The organism is Streptomyces sp. NPDC101776, assembly GCF_044766845.1.
Classification (GTDB): Bacteria; Actinomycetota; Actinomycetes; order Streptomycetales; family Streptomycetaceae; genus Streptomyces.
In genome coordinates this window covers 29,187-46,328 of record NZ_JBIWMV010000033.1, presented here as the reverse complement: position 1 = coordinate 46,328, position 17,142 = coordinate 29,187, and the positions used below count along the sequence as shown (strand labels likewise).

The window sequence follows — 17,142 nt, the reverse complement described above, 5'->3', positions numbered from 1 at the left end:
GAGGGTCCTCCTGGCGGCCGGTGCCTCGCGCCAGGGATTCTCACTGGCCGGCCCGGACCCGGATCGTCCGGGCGACCGGAACAAGGGGCCCGCAGCACACGGGCCCCACCGGCCTGCGCGGCTACTTGAGCAGCACGAGCAGCCGCTCGGCCAGGACCGCGGCTGACGCCGGGTTCTGTCCGGTGATGAGGTTACGGTCCTCCACCATGTACGGCTTCCAGATCTCGCCGCGGCTGAACTCGACGCCGATCTTCTCCTTCAGCTCGGTCTCCAGCAGCCACGGCGCCCGGGAGGCCAGCCCGACGCCTTCCTCCTCCTCGTCGGTGAAGCACGTGATCCGGTAGCCGGTGAAGGGCGACTTGCCATGGATCCTGGTGGCCAGGATCGAGGCGGGGGCGTGGCACACGATCGCGAGAGGCTTGCCCGAGGCGAGCTGCGTCGTCAGGATCCGGCCCGCGTCGGCGTCCCACGCCAGGTCGGACATCGGGCCGTGGCCGCCGGGGAGGTACACCGCGTCGTAGTCCTCCAGACGGACATCCGACAGCTGGAGCGGCCGACGCATCACTTCCGCGGACCGGATGATCTCCTCCAGGTCGAGGGCTGCCTGCTCGCCGCCCGCCATGGAGGGGCGCAGGCTCATCATGTCGACGTTCGGTGTCACGCCGTTCGGGGTGGCGACCACGACGTCGTGCCCCGCCTCGGTGATCGCCTTGTACGGGGCCGCGAACTCCTCGGCCCAGTAACCGGTCGCGTACCTGGTGCCGTCCTTGAGGACCCAGTACGTCGCTCCGGACACCACGAAAAGCACCTTCGCCATCACGACCACTCCTGCCGTCCGGGATCCGGCCCCGCGCCGTCGGCGCGAAACCGCTGGCTCCCGTCACCATGCCCCGCGAAGGCGGTCGGTCGCACCGGTGGAACACACTGGTCCTCACCGGCCCGCCCGGCGTGCTGTGGCTCGATATGTGTCGGCGACCCCTCACCTCAGGACATGGTCGACAGACCTGCCTCTGTCCCTGCCTGCGCTGCGCATCATGGGTCTCTCGCTGCCGACCCGCCCTGCACCGCTCACCGCGACCACGACGACACGTCCGCTCCTTGGACCTTCCCGGCCGAGGTGATCACGTCCGCCCCGCCCTCGGACACGATCCGCACCCGATACCGGCCCCCGAACCCGTTGGCCGAGGCGAAGACCTCGACGGGGCCGGTGACATCGAGCAGTCGCACGCCCTGGAACACCAGGACCGTGACGCTCAGCGTGTTCGTTCCAGGACGGTTGCCGTTCATCGGATGCTTCCGGGCCGTGCTCGACGGGCACCTCGGACTGTCCGGCAGCACGGACCGGCCGGTCGCGGCAGGCCCGGCGTGCCCAGCAGCTCACTTCGTCCATGCTCCGTCCCCGACAGTGGCCGACGCCACGACCTGTCCGCCCCCTGCTGGGAGACGCAGCCCCCCAGCACTGCTCAGTGGCCGGCGCTCCGGCCCCCGTCGACGGGTAGCGTCACGCCCGTCACGAAAGACGCCGCCTCCAGGTAGAGGACTGCCTCGACGACGTCGGCCACCTCTCCCATCCGCCCGAGCGGATGCCTTCTCGCGAGTTCCCCGCCGGGGTCGCCGGGGTGCATCGGGGTTCTGACGATGCCCAGCGCGACCGTGTTGCTGCGGATGCCGTGAGCCGCGTACTCGATGGCGAGGGACTTGGTGGCGGACTGGAGGCCGCCCTTGGTCAGGGAGGCGAGCAGCGAGGGTTCGGTGGAGCTGGCGTGGTCGGCCAGGCTGGTGGTGATCTGGACGAGGTGACCGCTGCCTTGGCGGAGCATCTGCTCGACGGCGAGCTGGGTGATGCGGAAGAAGCCGGTGAGGTTGACGCCGACGACCGCCTCGTAGTCCTCCAGGGAGTACTCGGTGAACGGCTTGCCGATAAAGAGGCCGGCGTTGTTGACCAGAGTGTCGATGCGTCCGAACCGCCCGGTCACGGCGGCGGCGAGGCGTTCGGCCGTGCCGGGGTCGGCGATATCGCCACGGACGGTGAGAACGTCCGGGTCACCGGAGGGAGGGATAGTTCGGGAGGTCGCGGCGACCCGGTAGCCCAGCTCGCGGTAGGCATCGACCAGGCCCGCACCGATGCCCTGTGACGCACCGGTGACGACGGCGACCTTCCTGCCAGAGGTGTTCATGATCAACCGCCTCGGTCCCGATCACCTGTGGGGTGACCCGAGATACGGGAACTCGGCCAGCATGTCGTCATGCGGCGACAGTCCGTCCGAGGTGACCTTTCCATGGGTCAGGAAGGACATACGGGCGCTGAACACGTCGTCGGTGAGGCTCCGCCCGTTGGGGTAGGCGGCCGGCTGGCCGCGGTCGTAGCGCAGGACGTCCGGCAGGACGGTGGTGACCGCCGCGGTCGCCTCCTCTGTCGGATAGCCGTTCTCCTGCAGGATCTTCACCCACGGTTCCAGGTACTTCGCGACGTCGTCCGCGGGATGCCCAGCGTTGTACTCGTCCTTGGCGTAGTCGGGATTGATGAACGGGTTGATGGTCGGGTTCCCTCCGCGGTCCACCTGAACCAGGGTGTTGCCCCGGCGTACGCTGACGGTCGCCCAGACGGAGATCGCCGGGTCGGGTCCGAGCATGTCGTCGGGTACCTGCAGCGCGATGCACTGCACGTCCTTGCCGGCGAACGAGTCCTCGCCCGTCCACTCGAAGCCGTGCAGCGCTCCCTCGGCATCGGCGAAGAAGGGATCGCTTCGAACTCCCACGAACAGTTCGCAGGCGCCCGCCCCGACGGGGTGTGCCGCCGCGTCGAAACCGACGGGCACCGCCGAGGCGATCACCTCACCTGACGGCTCCGTCTGCCGGGCCTCGTCGCCGACGGCGTAGAAGACCGTGCCCGTCTGCCGGCCTGCTTCCGCCTCCGTGAACACGGCGGAGAAGGCGACGTCGGCCCGGTTGTCCCCGTCGTTGTCGACGTTGATGCGGTACACCGCTTCCGGATGGAACTCCGGGCTCATCAGGAAAGGCGGGGTGGCGCTGAGCCCTGTGGTGAAGGGGTTCACGTCGATGATCAACGTCCTGCCCCCCGAGGCGCCGGGCGTCCCGAAGACGTAGAGGTCGGTCAGGTCCAGGCGCGCGTCATCGCCGGGGAACCTGAGATAGGCCGCACTGAAGTGATTGGACATCCCGTCTCCCTTCCACGGCCGCGAGGGGTCCCGCATGGCCTCCCTCCACAGTCACGCCGCGCCAGGCGGGTCGCGCCCGTGGAAGTCACTGGTTCATCGCGCGACAGGCGGCGGAGAGCCTGGCTCGATCCCTGATCGGCCGATGGCCGGCAGCGGGCCGCCCGTCGCCCACCTTCTCGCCACGGGCGGCGGACCGGTCTGTGCACCGATCCCCCAGATGGAGTTCGAGCAGATGCAGAGCGTACTGGAGGAACATCTGCCAGGCTCGCCACGCAGCGCACGGGAATTCGCGACGCTTGTCGGTCCCAACGGGTCGTGGGACCGTCGCACGTGGCGACGCTCTCCCCGCATCCTTTTGACCGACACGGCAAGCGCCGGGGTGGCCTACGATGTTGACGGCGACCGGCAGCTCATGCCCTGAGCCCCTGCTCCGGTGCGAGCTCGTACGCGCTGCGCGGCAGGACCTCGCGAAGCTGTCTCCGGGAGGTGATCGACAGCTTGGTGAAGATCTTCCGCAGGTGCCACTCGACCGTCCGCGGGCTCAGGAACAGCCGGGACCCCACCTCGGGGTTGGAGAAGCCGTCCGCCACGAGCAGTGCGATCTGTTGCTCCTGCGGCGTCAGCTCAGCCCCCGACGATGCCTCCAGCCTGTGCTTGCGGATCGACTCCCCACTGGCGAGCAGTTCGCGGCGGGCCCGTTCGGCGAACGCCTCCATCCCCATAGCCGCGAACATCTTGTGCGAGGTCCGCAGATGGCCTCGTGCCTCGACGCGCCGGCGCTCCCGGCGCAGCCACTCCCCGTACAGCAGATGGGCCCGGGCCAGCTCGGGCCGCAGCCGTGTCCGGGACAGCCGTTCGATCGCCCTGCGGTAGAGGCGGTCCGCAGGCGGCCCTTCACTCAACAGGGCCTGGCTTCGTGCCAGGACTCCCTGAGCCCAGTCGGTGTCGCACGGCCCTGCCGCGTCCGTGAGCTGCTCCAGCGCCGCGCCGGCGGCCTTCACATCACCCACGTGCACGGCCGCCTCCACGAGTTCGGGCAGTGCCCAGACCGAGACCCACAACTCGGGGATCCGGGCACTGGTCTGCGCCGCGGCCAATGCCTGCTCGTAGCGGGCGAGACCGTTGTAGAGCACGGCGGCCGACCACTGGGCGACGGTGACGCCCATCAGCCGGCCACCCCCACCGGCTTCCTCGATCGTGGCCGAAATGAGGGGCTCAACGTCAGCGGTGCGGCCTCTCAGCGCGCCGAGGCGGAGCTTGACGTGCGGGGCGGGGGGAACACCGGTCGCCGCGGCGACGGTGTCCGCCTCGTCGACGATCTCCGCGGCGACAGAGAAGTCTCCGGCCCACGTGGTCGCCATTCCCAGCGACGAGAGACAGAACGAGAGCTCGGTGAGGGCGCCCGCGGCACGCGCCACCTCGACGGCCCGGCCGCACAGGGCGCGCATCGCCCGGTCGTCCCAGACGGCCGCGCTGACGCCGTTGGCCACCCAGCCCCACGTCAGGAGATCGCGGGCAGGCAGATTCTCCAGTGCAGCTGCCGCGCGCCGCAGGACGGGGACGGCGGCGGCCCGGCCTTCGGTGACCAGCAGGGCATAGCCCTCGATCACGAGATCGATGGTACGGGGCGCCGCCCCCGACGGCGGGAGCGTCTTCATGGCCTGGGAGATCGCCATGAGGCCGTCGGTGTCGGCGGCGACCAGCGCGGAGGTGCCCCACGCGAACAGATAGGTCTCGCGGGCGAGGCTCGTGTCGAACCGCTCAAGCCGTTGCGCTGCCGTGAGCAACAGCAGTGGTGCCTTGCCGTCGAGTCCGGCCGCGAAGGTGATCTGGCTGCGTACCCGGTGTGCTCGCACAAGCTGGAACTCGCTCTGAGCGTTCTGGTCCGCCACGTCCACGAAGCGGCGGGCGGCATCGAGATCACCGGCTTGCAGACTGGCGTCCGCGGCCGCGACCGCCCGGTCGGCACGGAGCGACGCGTCCACCGTCAGGACCACGGATCGCTGGAGGAACGCAGCCGCGGCGGCGAGCCCACCCCGTGCCTGTGCACGTCCGGCCGACTGTTCCAGCTCGGCCGCGACGGTCTCGTCCGGGCCCGCGGTGGCGGATGCAAGGTGCCAGGCGCGGCGGTCGGGGTCGACGCGCGGATCGGTCTCCTCCGCCAGTGCCAGGTGTGCCGACCGGCGCTCGCTCTCACTCGCCGCCCGGTACACGGCCGACCGCACCAGCGGGTGCCGGAAGGTCACGGACTCGTCGAATGACACCAGCCCGTCCGTGCCGTCGGCGAGCGCTTCCTCGGGGGTCACACCCAGCCGGTCCGCAGCCCGCCACACCAGGGTGGGATCACCGACGGGTTCGGCAGCGGCTATCAGCAGCAGCAGCCGGGTCTGTTCGGGGAGGGCATCGATCCGGCGCAGGAAGCTCTGCTCGATCAGGCCCGGAAGGGTGTCGGTGTTCAGAAGACCGAAGCCGCCTGCCAGCTGGGTCACGGACAGTGTGCGGGGCAGTTCGAGGAGGGCGAGGGGATTACCCTGGGTCTCCGCTACGAACCGGCTGCTTATGTCGTGGTCGAGGCGGGTGTGCGTGGCGGATTCGAGCAGGGTGTGCGCGGCCGTCTCCCGTAGCCCGGTGACTTCCAGGTCCGGCAGACCGAGCAGGTCGGGAACCCGCTCGCGTGTGCCGAAAACCAGGGCGATCGACTCCGCCAGGAGACGGCGGGCGACGAAGCCCAGGACCTGCGCCGATGCGCGATCCATCCAGTGGGCGTCGTCGACCAGACACAGCAGCGGGCGCTTCTGCGAGGCGTCGGACAGCAGACCGAGTACCGCCATCCCGACCAGGAAGCGCTCAGGCGGTGGTCCTGCGCTGATACCGAAAACGGTCTCCAGCGCCGTCCGCTGCGGAGTCGGCAGGTTCTTCAGCCGATCGATCAGCGGTACGCACAGCTGGTGCAGCGTGGCGAACGGGAGTTCCATCTCGGATTCGATGCCGGCCGCCCGCAGCACACGGAGGCCGCCCGGCGCGTCCGTCAGGTGTCCCAGCAGCGCCGACTTGCCGATACCGGCTGGCCCATGGGCCACGAGTGCGCGGCTTCCTCCCGTACGGACGGCGTCGATGAGCCTGTCGAGGACGGCGCACTCGACCCGGCGGCCGAGCAGGCCGGTCTTGTCCCCGCGTCCCGGGCCATGCTCCGGATCCACCACGGTTGCCCGCTTCCATTGCGGTTGGCCCCCTGGCCTTCTTGCACAGTACAGGGGTGACATAGTGGTCGGAATCCTCACCGGGTAAAGACCGGTCCGCTGTGGAACACGCCCGCGAACAGCACGGTCGTGGTCCGGAATCCACCGGCATCACCGTCTCCACCACCGCCGACGCCTGCCTGGCCACCCCACCCCACCCCACCCCACTCCGCCCCGCCCCGCCCCGCCCCGCCCCGCCCCGCCCCCGCAGCAACGCCAGATCTCCCAACTCGCGGCAGCCGGGCACACCTACAAGGAGATCCCCGCGCGCGTCTTCCTTTCCCCGCGGAGCGTCGCCGCCCACCTCTACCGCGTCTTCCCGAAACTCGGCAGCGCCTCGCTGAGGGCTCGCAGAGAATCAACGTGTTGCTTCGCGTGATCTGGCTCGTTGATCTGCTCTGGGGTTTCCGATGAGGTTCGTGGTCAACTCGCCGTGAAGTTCGGGGTGTTGTTCCCGCATCTAGACGAGCGGCAGCGGCGGCTGATGATGGGCCCGAGGCTCGGGTCCTGGGTCACGGCGGTATCCGGGCCCGCGCCGGCGGAAGCGTGGACGAGCTGGCGCAGTTGCCGCTGCACCCCGAGCACGAGGGTGGCCGTGCCCGAACTCTCGCACCACGCTCAACAACTGCGCGCCGTGGCGGACGCCCTCGAAGCGCAGTCCGACCCGCCCGCCGACCCCCTGGCCCCCCACATAGACACACTGTCGATCACCAAGGTCCGCCATACCAGCCGGGGACAAATCAACTACGCCGTTCCCGACGACCTCCAAATTCAGCGGCGCGTCCGTCGTTATCACGCGAACTACGGAGTCCAGCACGGCGACATCGTCGCGCTGGCACTCGACGCGTTCCTTCGCGCCAAGGGATACCCTCCCGATCTCAACGCCGCCAAGACGGACGCCACGTGAGCACAACGAGCCATCAGCTTCTGTTGGAAGACTGCGCTCCTCGGTCCCGCCCAGCAGAGTCGACCGCCGAGCAGCTTTCGCTGCTTTGGAAACCTCAGCCCAGGAGTCCGTGGTGCACGTGCTGCGCGTCGTCGGCCTCGACGAGATCCTTGATGGCCATCCCACCGTCGAGCAGGCCCTGAACCCCTGAACTCCCTCCCCGGGCCGGTCCGGGAGATATGTGATGCGTTGTCAGCACCCGTGGGCTGCCGCCGACGGCGGTCCTGCACGACTCCCAGGCGATCGCACAGCCTCCCCCTCCGCCTGAGTCCCCCTCATCTCCCCGCTCACACGCACTCTGTGGCGGTGATGACCAGGCCCCCCGCGGCAGCGGTCTCGAACCGACCGGGAAAACGATATCCGCCCCCTCGGATGCCGCCTCGCGGGCATGAGGCGGTCAGTGCGGGCCGGTGTCGCCGTGCCATTCGCAGAACAGGACGGTCGCATCGTCCTGGAGCTGTCCGTCGTGGTAGTCCATGACGGCGTGCATGAGACGGCGCAGGGTTTCCGCGACGGGCAGGTTGTCGGCCTGGTGGCGGATGATGAAGTCGGTGAAGCGCTCCACACCGAATTCCTGCCCGTCGCTGTCACGGGCTTCGATGATGCCGTCTGTGAACATCAGCAGCCGGTCACCGGGCTCCAACTGCTCGGTGCACTGGGTGACCGGCAGATTGAAACCACTGCCCATTGGACCCGCCGGCGGGCAGTGCAGCGTACTGGCCCAGCGGCCGCCGCGAATCAGCACCGGCAGCAAATGGCCGCGGTTGACCCAGCTGAACAAGCCGGTGTTCAGCTCAAGGTCCGCGAGGATACCGGTGGCGTAGCGGCTGTGCCCGAACTGCCCGACCAGGGTGTCCTCGATGGCCCTGCTGGCGTCGGGGATGCTCGCGCCTGCGCGGCGGCGGCTGCGGCAGGTGGACATCGCCAGAGCGGCGGTCAGACCCGAGGAGGTGTCGTGGCCCATTGCATCGAACACCGCCAGGTGCAGAGTGTCCCCGGCCACCGCGTACTCGAAGGCGTCACCGGCCACCTGGTAAGCCGGTTCCATGAACGCGCTGACGGTGACCCGGTGGTCGGAGAAGGTCTGCGGCGGCATCAGCGCCCACTGCAGTTCCGCCGGCACTCCCATCGGCCGGGTCCGCGTCAGCCGGGCGTGGGAGTCACTGTTGGCCCGCTTGGACACCAGCAGCAGTCCGGCTATCGACGCCAGCACCCGCATCACGTCCTCATCAGGCCTGCCCCCATCGCCGGGGCCGGGCTCGATGTGCAGGACACCCAGGCGCTCCGCACCGTCCAGCACCGGCACCCAGCACGCCCCACCCCGCGCCGGCACGGTGATCTCACTGACCTGGTACGCACGACCCGGCAAAGTGCCCTCGATCTGGAACTCCTCGCCGCCCGCGCCGGCATTCAAGCCCAGTCCGGTGACCTCCCGCAGCACCTCCTCCTGCAAATCCGCCACGAACAACCGGGCCCCACCCGCACCGGCCGCCTTCGCCGCGGTATCGAGAAGGCGGGACAATTGCTCGAACGGCGCCGTATGACTGGCATCCAGCAGCCCCGTCACCGCCCGCGCCAACTCCTGTGCCGTCATGCCCGCCACCCCAGCCCAGGGCCCTGAGCCCGACTCTCCCGCCAGTCCTGGCCGAAGCCGGCGAAGTGACCGTTCCTCCGCGCCGACTTCCGCAACCTGGCGCTGCGAACCATGCCGGGACGCCGCCCGCACTCCCCAGCGACCTCGCACCACCCGCACCGCGGTGCGTACCCCGGCGCCGCCCGCTCCCGCGGAGTCTTCGCATCCAGCAGCATCACATTCACTGCCCCGGCATCGAGCACTTCCATCATGATCTGTCCCCACACGGGCAAGCCCAAAAAAGGCCTACGTATCGACGTAATGCCACCGGGGACCACGGGACTCAGCCCGAAGGAACAACACCAGCGCGGCTCCTGCACCCCGGCCCTTGAACAGGACGCCCGGGACGGCGATCTCCACAAGCCTCCCACACACAAGCCGCTCCCCCGCCGACTGCCGTGACAGACGTGGGGCACCGCAGTGGTCAGCTCCGCATGGCACCGACTGCCGGTACGCGCCTGGGAGGGCAAGGCACAACGTCACACAACGCACAGGACGCAACGCGCTGACCTCGCACCACCGGAGCCCGCAGACCGCAGACCGCAGACCGCAGACCGCAGACCGCAGACCGCAGACCGCAGCGAACGATCCGCAAGCCCCGACCCTCGTCCTCGCAGCTGCTGCCGAGTGAGGCGACTCCCGCAAACCCCAGGCCGCAAGGACGACCCCGCGCATGTGCTCACGGCCAGCGAAAGAACGCGAGCAGTCGTGCACGGCGGCCGCCGTCCATCGCCGACTACAGGCGGCACGAGGACATCTGCCGTAATGAGCGCGGAGACGGGGATGACGATCCACTCCTCGTGGAGCCGGTCCTCGTACGTGATGCGCGTGGGGTGGTCCGGCCCTCCAGGCGGCCCCGGTTGTTGAGATCCGGGGACTCGTGGAGGGTCTGGGGCTTGCCGAAGGCGGCCTGGCCGGCCTAGGCGGGGTTGCGGAGCATGCCCCAGACGACGCTGCGGTCCCAGCGGGTCTTCCCGGTGCGAGTCGGGGTGTTACCGCTGGTGAGCCAGCGGGTGAGATCCGCGATAGATGCTCCGTCGTCGGTGTAGCGCCCGAACAGCCACCCGGGCGGGCCGGGTCACGGCAACGTGATCCGGCTACCCGACCACACCTATTGAGTCGAGGCGCGACAGGTGCCACGTAAGAGGGCTGGTTGTCACCTGGGGGTGATTGATTCCTTCGGTGGGAAGACTGTTCGGGCGCGTGTTCTCGGGCTTCGGCTGGGGCGTCCGGGTGCGTGGGCCACGACCGCCGGCACGCAGAAGCGCCCAAGAGGTGTGCTGCCGCTATCCCCACCACCGCCCCGGCGACACTTTGGCGCTGTCCATCCGCGACGTTCTGGCCGCACTCAGCTCAGGCCATTGCTTGCGCGATCACTCCGATCAAAGCAGAGGCCAGGCCAACTCCGGCGGCTGCCAGGAGTGCCTTCCGGCCTGACCAGGATCGGGTACGGCCGGTGGAGTCAGGACGGTCATCATGGCGGCGCCGGCCAGGGCTGTGCCGAACAGGGTCCCGGCCAGCCAGCCGCAGAATGCCGAGACTCCCACCTTCTTGTAGCCGTCGTCCGGCGTGCGTTGCACCGGAACCACGGCGTCTGTGGTGGGCGGCGGGGAGATGGTCGCGTGCCGCTCCACGGTCCTTCCTCATCAGAGTGGACGGCGTCTCGCCGCATTGTGTGTGCCGTTCTTTCGGAGCTCCGGCCTCGGCGCAGTAACAGACGACGAACGGGCCGGGGGTCCCCTTGTGTACCACTTGACGAGGAACCGCACTTCCCGCGCTTCGAACTCCGGACAGCCGCCGCAGTCTCAGGAGGACCGACGTGCTTGGTCGCCATGATGTGCCCCCGGCGGCCGCACCGACTGCCGGATCACCAGTTGCGTGCTCAGTACGACGTGGTCGTCGGCGAGCGACGGATCCCGCTCCAGCGCCAGGCGTACCGCGGTGCGTCCGAGTTCCTCATAGGGCACGCGAATTGTGGTGAGCGCGGGCGTCAGGTCCGTGGCGAAGGGCACGTCGTCGAAGCCGACCAGGGACACGTCTCCGGGCACGGTCAGGCCTGCCTCGCGCAGCGCGGCCAGAGCGCCGACGGCCACCATGTCGGTGCCGGCGAAGATCGCCGTGAAATCCGGCCCCTCCTGCAGCGCGGCCCGGGTCCGCTGGTAGCCGGAGGCCCTGGTGTACAGGCCGGAGACGTCCAGTTCCTCGGCGTAGGGCACGCCGTGTGCCCGTAGAGCCTGGCGGTATCCGGTCCTGCGCTGCTCGGCGCTGCTCATGAGGGGATTGCCGCCCAGGAACAGGACGCGCCGGTGTCCCATGCCCAGGATGTGGTCCATGGCCTGGAAGGCTCCACCGCGGTTGTCGTAGTCCACTACTGTCACCGGCAGGCTGGACGTAAGCGGCGGCCGGCCGCACAGCACCAGGCGGGAACCGGCCGCGTCCAGCACCCTGGCGTACTCCGCCATGCGCTCGTGATAAGCGTCGTCCATCACCGCGCCGCCGACGAGGACCACCGCGGCCGCGTGCTGCTCGCGCATGAGCTGCACCAGGGCGTCCTCCCGGTCCCGGTCGTTGTGGGTGACGCAGACCAGACTGAGCCTGCCGCGCGCCGCCGCCTCCTGCTCCACCCCTGCTGCGACGTGGGCCAGGGAGGGGCCTGTGATGTCCTGCAGAACCATCGCGATGGGGCCCGCGACTCCGCCCGAGAGGGCTTTGGCGTGGACGTTCACCACATAGTGCAGGGACTCGACCGCCGCCATGACCCGGGCGCGGGTGGCCTGAGAGACCGGATAGTTTCCGGCAAGCGCTCGGGAAACGGTTGCTACCGACACGCCCGCCTGCACAGCGACATCACGAATCGTGCTGGGCCCGTCACTCGGACGATTCGCACGTCGACGCCTGCGGGGCTGACTGGGTCCAGAGCCTGTTGGAGCGCTGCTTCCGTTGTCCGTCACGGCTCGACGTTACTGCATGTGACGCCTCTTGTGATCGGCCTGTGCGCAAACTACCGTCGCCGACAGTAATCGTTTACCAACATCTCGGGAGCCGCTGCCGTGTCCGTCACCCATCTGCGTTGGGGAACCGACGAGTTGTCCCTGCTCCTGTCCCTCGACACGGCCGGTCCGGTCAGAGTGCTGGCAGCGGGCGAAGCAGCCACGCTGCCGGATCCAGGGCGTGATCCCGACCTGTGCACCCGACTCACGCACCGCGCCCTTCCGCTGGTCGAGATCCAGACCGCGGGCAGCGGCCGTCTCGGAACCTCGGGCAAGCGCCATGTGGACGGTGCCGCCTCCCTCGCCCTGCGCTACACCGATCACGAGGAGATCCACGGACGGCACGGCGACGACGGGGACGTACGGACGCTGCGTGTGCGGATGGCCGACGAGAACACCGGCCTGCGCGTCACCGCCGTCTGCACACTGCACGAGGGCATCCCGGTTCTCCGCACCGAGGCTCATCTGGAAAACACCGGCGAGCGCCGGGTGACCTTGGAGTACGTCTCCTCCTTCGCGTACTCCAACCTCGCCCGTCACCTCGGGGACGGCGAACGCTGGGAGGACGGTGTGGCCCTGTGGCTGGCGGCCAATCCATGGAGCGGCGAATTCCGCTGGTCCAGAGCCACGCTCGCCGAACGCGGTCTCCACGACGTGGGCATGGTGCCCTTCGGCCAGACCGGCTCCAAGAACCGGATCGCCGTGACCAGCACCGGCTCCTGGTCCTCCTCCGAGCATCTGCCCATGGGCTGTCTGGAGGAGACGCGGACCGGTCGCGCACTGCTGTGGCAGATCGAGCACAACGGGTCCTGGCACGCCGAGGTCGCCGATCGTTTCGACGACGTGTACCTGGCCTTGTCCGGGCCTACCGACCGCGAGCACCAGTGGCGGCGCGTTCTCGGCCCTGGCGAGTCCTTCCGTACCGTGCCCGCGTCGGTCGCCCTCGTCCCCTCGGGAGGCCTGGAGGCCGCACTCGCCGCCATGACCCGGTACCGCCGCGCCACCCGGCGGCCGCACCCCGACCACCGGGGCCTGCCCGTGGTGTTCAACGACTTCATGAACAGCCTGATGGGCGAGCCGAGCACCAAAGCCCTGCTGCCTCTGATCGACGCGGCGGCCGCAGCGGGCGCCGAGTACTTCTGCATAGACGCCGGCTGGTACGACGCCGAGCCGCCCGGTGCCGTGAGTCCGGGAGGGGTGCCCGGCTGGTGGGACTCGGTCGGCGCGTGGATGGAATCCGCCCCGCGCTTCCCCGGCGGGCTGAACGAGGTGCTGGACCACATCCGTCACGCGGGCATGGTCCCGGGGCTGTGGCTCGAACCCGAGGTCGTCGGCGTACGCAGTCCGGTCGCCGCCGCGCTGCCCGACGAGGCCTTCTTCCGGCGGGACGGCGTCCGCCTGGTGGAGTGGGGCCGACACCAGCTCGACCTGCGGCATCCGGCCGCTCGGGCACATCTCGACACCGTCGTGGACCGGCTGGTGCGCGACTACGGCGTCGGCTACCTCAAGCTCGACTACAACATCGACATCGGCGCGGGCACCGACGGGCCCACGGGTATCGACAGCCCCGGTGACGGCCTGCTCGGCCACAACCGCGCCTACCTGGACTGGCTCGACGGAGTCCTCGACCGGCATCCCGGCCTGGTACTGGAGAGTTGCGCGGCCGGGGGCAGCCGTACCGACCACGCCGTACTGTCCCGGCTGCCGATCCACTCCGTCACCGACCAGCAGGACTTCCGCCTGCTGCCGGCCATCGCCGCCGCGGCGCCCACCGCTGTGCCCCCGGAGCAGGGCGCGATGTGGGCGTACCCGCTGCCGGAACACAGTGACGCCGAACTCGGCATGGTGATGGTCTCGGCGATGCTCGGCCGCGTCCACCTCAGCGGCCGTCCCGACCTCCTGGAACCGGAGCAACTGGCCCTGGTGCGCGAGGCGTTGACCACGTACAAGAGCTACCGCCACCTCCTCCCCGACACCCGCCCGCGCTGGCCTCTCGGTCTGCCCGGCTGGCGTGACGGCTGGATCGCCCTGGCACTGACCACGGAGGACACCGCCGGAGAGGGCGGCAGGACGCTGCTTGCTCTGTGGCGTCGGGAAAGCGCGCCCGAGAGCATGACCGTGCCGCTGCCGTGGGCCGACATCGGCAGCCGGCCGCGTCTCCTGTTCGAGGCGAGACCGCGTTCGACATACGACTGGGACGACCAGGAGCGGAGTCTGCGAGTCCGCCTCCCCGCCGAGCAGTCGGCAGTCCTGCTGTCCTTCGGCCCCGACCTGGACGTACCGGCCTGAGTACCAGACCCCACGAATATGCCTGCGGCCCCTCGGCGAACGCGAGTTCATCGAAGGGCCGACTCCCTTGACAAGGAAGGGAGATGGGGCAGGTAGCGGTACGCCTCAGGCGCTGATCACGAGGTCTGCCCGACGGACCTCGTGGGCGAGTTGGAGGCCGGAGGCAAGGCGTGTGAGTTCGTCGACGACCGTACGGCCGAGTCGTTCCAGTTCGTTGCCGAGTGATCCGGCGATGTGCGGGGTGAGGAAGACGTTGGGCAGTCGGTAGAGCGGGGACTCGGCGGGCAACGGCTCGGGTTCGGTGACGTCGAGCACGGCGCTGATCCTCCCGCCGACCAGTTCGTCGGTGAGCGCCTCGGGGTCGATGAGGGCGCCTCGGGAGGTGTTGATCAGTACACCGCCGTCCTTGATCAGTGCCAAGCGGTCGCGGTCGAGCATTCGGTAGGTCTGCGGGATGTCGGGAGCGTGCAGGCTGACGATGTCGCTGGTGCGCAGCAACTCCTCCAGGGACATGGGTACGGCACCCAGCGACGCCGCCTCGGTCTTGTCCACGTAGGGGTCGTAGAGGGAGACCGAGAGGTCGAAGGGGCGCAGGAGTTCGAGCACCCGGCGGCCGACCCGCGAGGCGCCGATGATCCCTACGCGGCGACCGAGGTTGCCGATGCCCGCGTAGTCGGTGGGGGCCGGGTAGACGCGCTCGGACTGAAAGCGCTCGCGCAGGCCGAAGGCGTCCTTGCCGACGAGCAGGATCGCGGCGAGGGTGTACTCCGCCACCGGCATCGCGTTGGCCTGCACCGCGCTGGAGACGGTGAGTCCTCGCTGCCAGACCTCTTCGCCGACGAGACTGCGCACGCTGCCCGCCGCGTGCAGCACGGTGCGCAGCCGGGGCGCGGCGGCCAGCGCCTCGGCGCCGATGTGCGGGCAGCCCCATCCGGTGATCAGCACCTCGGCCTCGGCCAACGCGGCCTGCGCGGCCGGGTCGGTGAAGTCCTGGACGACGAGCGTCGAGTCGATACGGACCAGTTCACCCAGCCGTGCCATCAAGTGTGGCGGAAGAAGCTCGGGCAGGTGCACCGGGTTCATCGCGAACACGGCTGAGGGCAGTTGTGGGTCTGGCATGGGGCTCCTGCTTCGCGGCGGTATGAGCTCTGGTTCAGTAAACGTATTCCACGCTAGAGACGAATCCGGCCACAGGTCAATGGCCGCGACGGAGGCAGCGGCATTACGCCCACAACCATCCCCGAGTCGATCGATGCCCCATCAGCACAGCTCAGGGCACACATTGGGTAACCCGCCCGAAAGTTCGACGAAACAATCCGGCCTCGCCTCTTGTGGATCCAGCCACTCGCGACTTACGGTCCACCCAGCAAACGGTTACTTCCCGTTCACCGGTAGGGCGTCCTGCCCCCTGCCTCGCTGACCACCGCGCCGGCCGGCCCCCACACCGCACGCGCCGTTCTGTCCCCTGTGGAGGACCGATGACCACGTTCCGTGCCAGAACCCTCGCCTCGTCGGCCGCAGCCGCTTGCCTCTGTCTGGTTCTCGCCGCCTGTTCCAGCGGCAGCGACACGAACACCGGGGCCCAGCCGAGCACGAAGGGCAAGGTCAAGCTGCAGTTCTGGAGCTGGACCGAGGGCATCGAGGCCCAGGTCAAGACCTGGAACAAGATCCACCCCGACACACAGGTGGAGTTCTCGCAGGAGGCCGGCGACACCGTCTACCAGAAGCTGCGGGCCGCGGTGAAGGCAGGCACCGCGCCGTGTCTGTCCAAGATGGACGGACAGGACCTGGCCACCTTCGCCGCCGACGGCCTGCTCACCGACATCAGCAAGACCGCCGCCCAGTACAAGAGCGCGTACACGACCGCCGCGTGGAACTCCGTCAGCCCCGGCGGCACCACGTACGGCATCCCGATGGGCTCCTCCCCGCTTTTCACCGCGTACCGCGCGGACCTGTTCCAGAAGTACGGGATCACCAAGGCCCCGGCCACCTGGGACGAGTTGATCGCGGACGGCATCGCGATCCAGAAGAAGAACAAGAACATCAAGATCTTCAACATGGCCGGCGAGGACCCCAGCACCCTGGTGGACCTGTCCTGGCAGGCGGGCGCCTCCTGGTACAAGGTGGACGGCAACCAGTGGAAGATCGGCTTCACCGCCCCCGCGGCACTCAAGGCCGGTGACGTGGTCCAGCAGCTCATCGACCACAACCTGGCGTCCAACGCCTCCTACGCCGACCCGGGCGTCTTCAAGACCTGGGACCTCGGCAAGACCATCCTGATGACCACCTCCACCTGGCAGTTGCCGATCTACGACACCAACTTCCCCAAGTCCAAGGGCAAGTGGCAGCTCGCCGACGCCCCGCTGTTCGACACCGCGACGCCCCGCACCTCCAGCTTCTTCGACACCACCGCCGTACTGAAGGGCTGCAAGTACCCGGACCGCGCCGCCCAGTTCGCGGCCTGGCTGAGCAGCAGCAAGGAGTCGGTCACCACGCTGACCGACCCCAAGTCGAAGTCCGGCCTGTTCCCCGCGCTCAAGGACGTCACCCCGTACGTCGACAAGATCATCCCGACCGAGATGTTCAACGGGAAGTCCAACAGCGCCCAGATCATCACCACCGCCGCGGCTCGGGTCGGCGACCAGTGGCAGTACGGCCCCGACTACGCCGACATGTTCGCGGAGATGCAGAAGGACTGGGGCAAGGTCATCAACAAGCAGATGACCGTCAAGGACATGCTCACCCACCTCCAGTCGTGGACCCTCTCCGACCTCAAGAGCAAGGGCATCAACGCCTCCGCCGCGAACTGACCCCACCGCCCCGAGCCAGGGCATGACGCCCGGCGACGCCGGTGCAGGCTCGACGA

The 17,142-nt window shown here is 69.0% G+C and carries 14 protein-coding genes; 4 read left to right on the top strand and 10 right to left on the bottom strand.

Translation table 11 applies throughout. From position 1 onward, the window contains the following. Window positions 1-121: 121 nt before the first annotated feature. The 5 genes from ACIRRY_RS48735 to ACIRRY_RS48715 all read right to left on the bottom strand — a co-directional run bounded on the left by ACIRRY_RS48735 (window position 122) and on the right by ACIRRY_RS48715 (window position 6,382). Window positions 122-817 (bottom strand): type 1 glutamine amidotransferase domain-containing protein, encoded by a 696-nt coding sequence (locus ACIRRY_RS48735; protein WP_403986574.1) that lies wholly within the window; start codon window positions 815-817, stop codon window positions 122-124. A gap of 251 nt (window positions 818-1,068) precedes the next feature. Then, window positions 1,069-1,287: a hypothetical protein gene (locus ACIRRY_RS48730; protein WP_403986571.1), complete on the bottom strand. Its 219-nt coding sequence runs from the start codon at window positions 1,285-1,287 to the stop codon at window positions 1,069-1,071. A gap of 176 nt (window positions 1,288-1,463) precedes the next feature. Next, window positions 1,464-2,177 carry an SDR family NAD(P)-dependent oxidoreductase gene (locus ACIRRY_RS48725; protein WP_403986568.1) on the bottom strand — a complete coding sequence of 238 codons (714 nt, stop codon included), beginning with the start codon at window positions 2,175-2,177 and terminating at the stop codon, window positions 1,464-1,466. A gap of 21 nt (window positions 2,178-2,198) precedes the next feature. Next, window positions 2,199-3,179: a DUF4331 family protein gene (locus tag ACIRRY_RS48720; RefSeq protein WP_403986564.1), complete on the bottom strand. Its 981-nt coding sequence runs from the start codon at window positions 3,177-3,179 to the stop codon at window positions 2,199-2,201. 410 nt (window positions 3,180-3,589) lie between these two features. Next, window positions 3,590-6,382 carry an AAA family ATPase gene (locus ACIRRY_RS48715; RefSeq protein WP_403986561.1) on the bottom strand — a complete coding sequence of 931 codons (2,793 nt, stop codon included), beginning with the start codon at window positions 6,380-6,382 and terminating at the stop codon, window positions 3,590-3,592. A 136-nt stretch (window positions 6,383-6,518) separates the two neighbouring features. Between ACIRRY_RS48715 and ACIRRY_RS48710 the strand changes: the two genes are divergently transcribed. Together ACIRRY_RS48710 and ACIRRY_RS48705 are read left to right on the top strand one after the other, a co-directional pair. Further along, window positions 6,519-6,797 carry a LuxR C-terminal-related transcriptional regulator gene (locus ACIRRY_RS48710; RefSeq protein WP_403986640.1) on the top strand — a complete coding sequence of 93 codons (279 nt, stop codon included), beginning with the start codon at window positions 6,519-6,521 and terminating at the stop codon, window positions 6,795-6,797. 216 nt (window positions 6,798-7,013) lie between these two features. Continuing rightward, entirely contained in the window at window positions 7,014-7,325 is a 312-nt protein-coding gene (locus tag ACIRRY_RS48705; RefSeq protein ID WP_403986558.1) for a hypothetical protein, read from the top strand. Between the two features lie 436 nt (window positions 7,326-7,761). On the opposite strand, the gene ACIRRY_RS48700 is transcribed toward ACIRRY_RS48705, so the two are convergent. The 4 genes from ACIRRY_RS48700 to ACIRRY_RS48685 all read right to left on the bottom strand — a co-directional run bounded on the left by ACIRRY_RS48700 (window position 7,762) and on the right by ACIRRY_RS48685 (window position 11,948). Further along, the gene (locus ACIRRY_RS48700; protein ID WP_403986555.1) at window positions 7,762-8,958 is read right to left on the bottom strand and encodes a PP2C family protein-serine/threonine phosphatase; all 1,197 of its coding nucleotides are present in this window, start codon (window positions 8,956-8,958) and stop codon (window positions 7,762-7,764) included. A 958-nt stretch (window positions 8,959-9,916) separates the two neighbouring features. Continuing rightward, entirely contained in the window at window positions 9,917-10,057 is a 141-nt protein-coding gene (locus tag ACIRRY_RS48695; RefSeq protein WP_403986637.1) for a recombinase family protein, read from the bottom strand. Window positions 10,058-10,379: 322 nt separating this feature from the next. After that, window positions 10,380-10,631 (bottom strand): hypothetical protein, encoded by a 252-nt coding sequence (locus ACIRRY_RS48690; protein WP_403986552.1) that lies wholly within the window; start codon window positions 10,629-10,631, stop codon window positions 10,380-10,382. Between the two features lie 171 nt (window positions 10,632-10,802). After that, window positions 10,803-11,948 (bottom strand): LacI family DNA-binding transcriptional regulator, encoded by a 1,146-nt coding sequence (locus tag ACIRRY_RS48685; RefSeq protein WP_403986549.1) that lies wholly within the window; start codon window positions 11,946-11,948, stop codon window positions 10,803-10,805. Window positions 11,949-12,047: 99 nt separating this feature from the next. On the opposite strand from ACIRRY_RS48685, the gene ACIRRY_RS48680 reads away from it, so the two are divergent. Next, a complete protein-coding gene (locus tag ACIRRY_RS48680; protein ID WP_403986546.1) occupies window positions 12,048-14,276 on the top strand; it encodes a glycoside hydrolase family 36 protein in 2,229 nt (742 codons plus the stop codon). A gap of 105 nt (window positions 14,277-14,381) precedes the next feature. Here ACIRRY_RS48680 and ACIRRY_RS48675 read toward each other — a convergent pair whose 3' ends face one another. Then, entirely contained in the window at window positions 14,382-15,395 is a 1,014-nt protein-coding gene (locus tag ACIRRY_RS48675) for a hydroxyacid dehydrogenase (RefSeq protein WP_403986543.1), read from the bottom strand. A 359-nt stretch (window positions 15,396-15,754) separates the two neighbouring features. Here ACIRRY_RS48675 and ACIRRY_RS48670 point away from each other — a divergent pair, with 359 nt between their 5' ends. Continuing rightward, a complete protein-coding gene (locus tag ACIRRY_RS48670; RefSeq protein WP_403986540.1) occupies window positions 15,755-17,086 on the top strand; it encodes an ABC transporter substrate-binding protein in 1,332 nt (443 codons plus the stop codon). The last annotated feature ends 56 nt before the right edge of the window (window positions 17,087-17,142 follow it).

Excerpts from the sequence above, each read along its gene's own strand:
- ACIRRY_RS48725 (WP_403986568.1), bottom strand. The coding sequence starts at position 2,177 with ATGAACACCTCTGGCAGGAAGGTCGCCGTCGTCACCGGTGCGTCACAG.
- ACIRRY_RS48735 (WP_403986574.1), bottom strand. The coding sequence starts at position 817 with ATGGCGAAGGTGCTTTTCGTGGTGTCCGGAGCGACGTACTGGGTCCTC.
- ACIRRY_RS48700 (WP_403986555.1), bottom strand. The coding sequence starts at position 8,958 with ATGACGGCACAGGAGTTGGCGCGGGCGGTGACGGGGCTGCTGGATGCC.
- ACIRRY_RS48720 (WP_403986564.1), bottom strand. The coding sequence starts at position 3,179 with ATGTCCAATCACTTCAGTGCGGCCTATCTCAGGTTCCCCGGCGATGAC.
- ACIRRY_RS48730 (WP_403986571.1), bottom strand. The coding sequence starts at position 1,287 with ATGAACGGCAACCGTCCTGGAACGAACACGCTGAGCGTCACGGTCCTG.
- ACIRRY_RS48670 (WP_403986540.1), top strand. The coding sequence starts at position 15,755 with ATGACCACGTTCCGTGCCAGAACCCTCGCCTCGTCGGCCGCAGCCGCT.
- ACIRRY_RS48675 (WP_403986543.1), bottom strand. The coding sequence starts at position 15,395 with ATGCCAGACCCACAACTGCCCTCAGCCGTGTTCGCGATGAACCCGGTG.